General features: G+C 43.9%; 1 pseudogene. It reads right to left on the bottom strand.

Going from position 1 to position 221, the window contains the following annotated elements:
- Positions 1-221, bottom strand: a pseudogene (locus tag MRS74_RS23785) (hypothetical protein); the annotation flags it as partial.

Consider the following 221-nt stretch of genomic DNA (forward strand, 5'->3'; position numbering starts at 1 on the left):
CCAAAGACCAAATCGTAACATTATCGGTTAAGGCTCTTAGCCCAAAATACTGTTCATTAGCAACGAGGGAGAGTACTTGTTCTGAATGGTTATTAAGTGAAAAGACACCACTACCGACTATGTTTCGATCATTTTGTGCCAATTGCTCTGGTGGCTGTATCGAATACTTAAGATCGGTGAGCAGCGCGGCAAACCCTCTGTCAGGACGGCTAAGATTGATG

It is taken from the genome of Marinobacterium sedimentorum (assembly GCF_024267675.1).
In the GTDB taxonomy this organism is placed as follows: Bacteria; Pseudomonadota; Gammaproteobacteria; order Pseudomonadales; family Balneatricaceae; genus Marinobacterium_A; species Marinobacterium_A sedimentorum.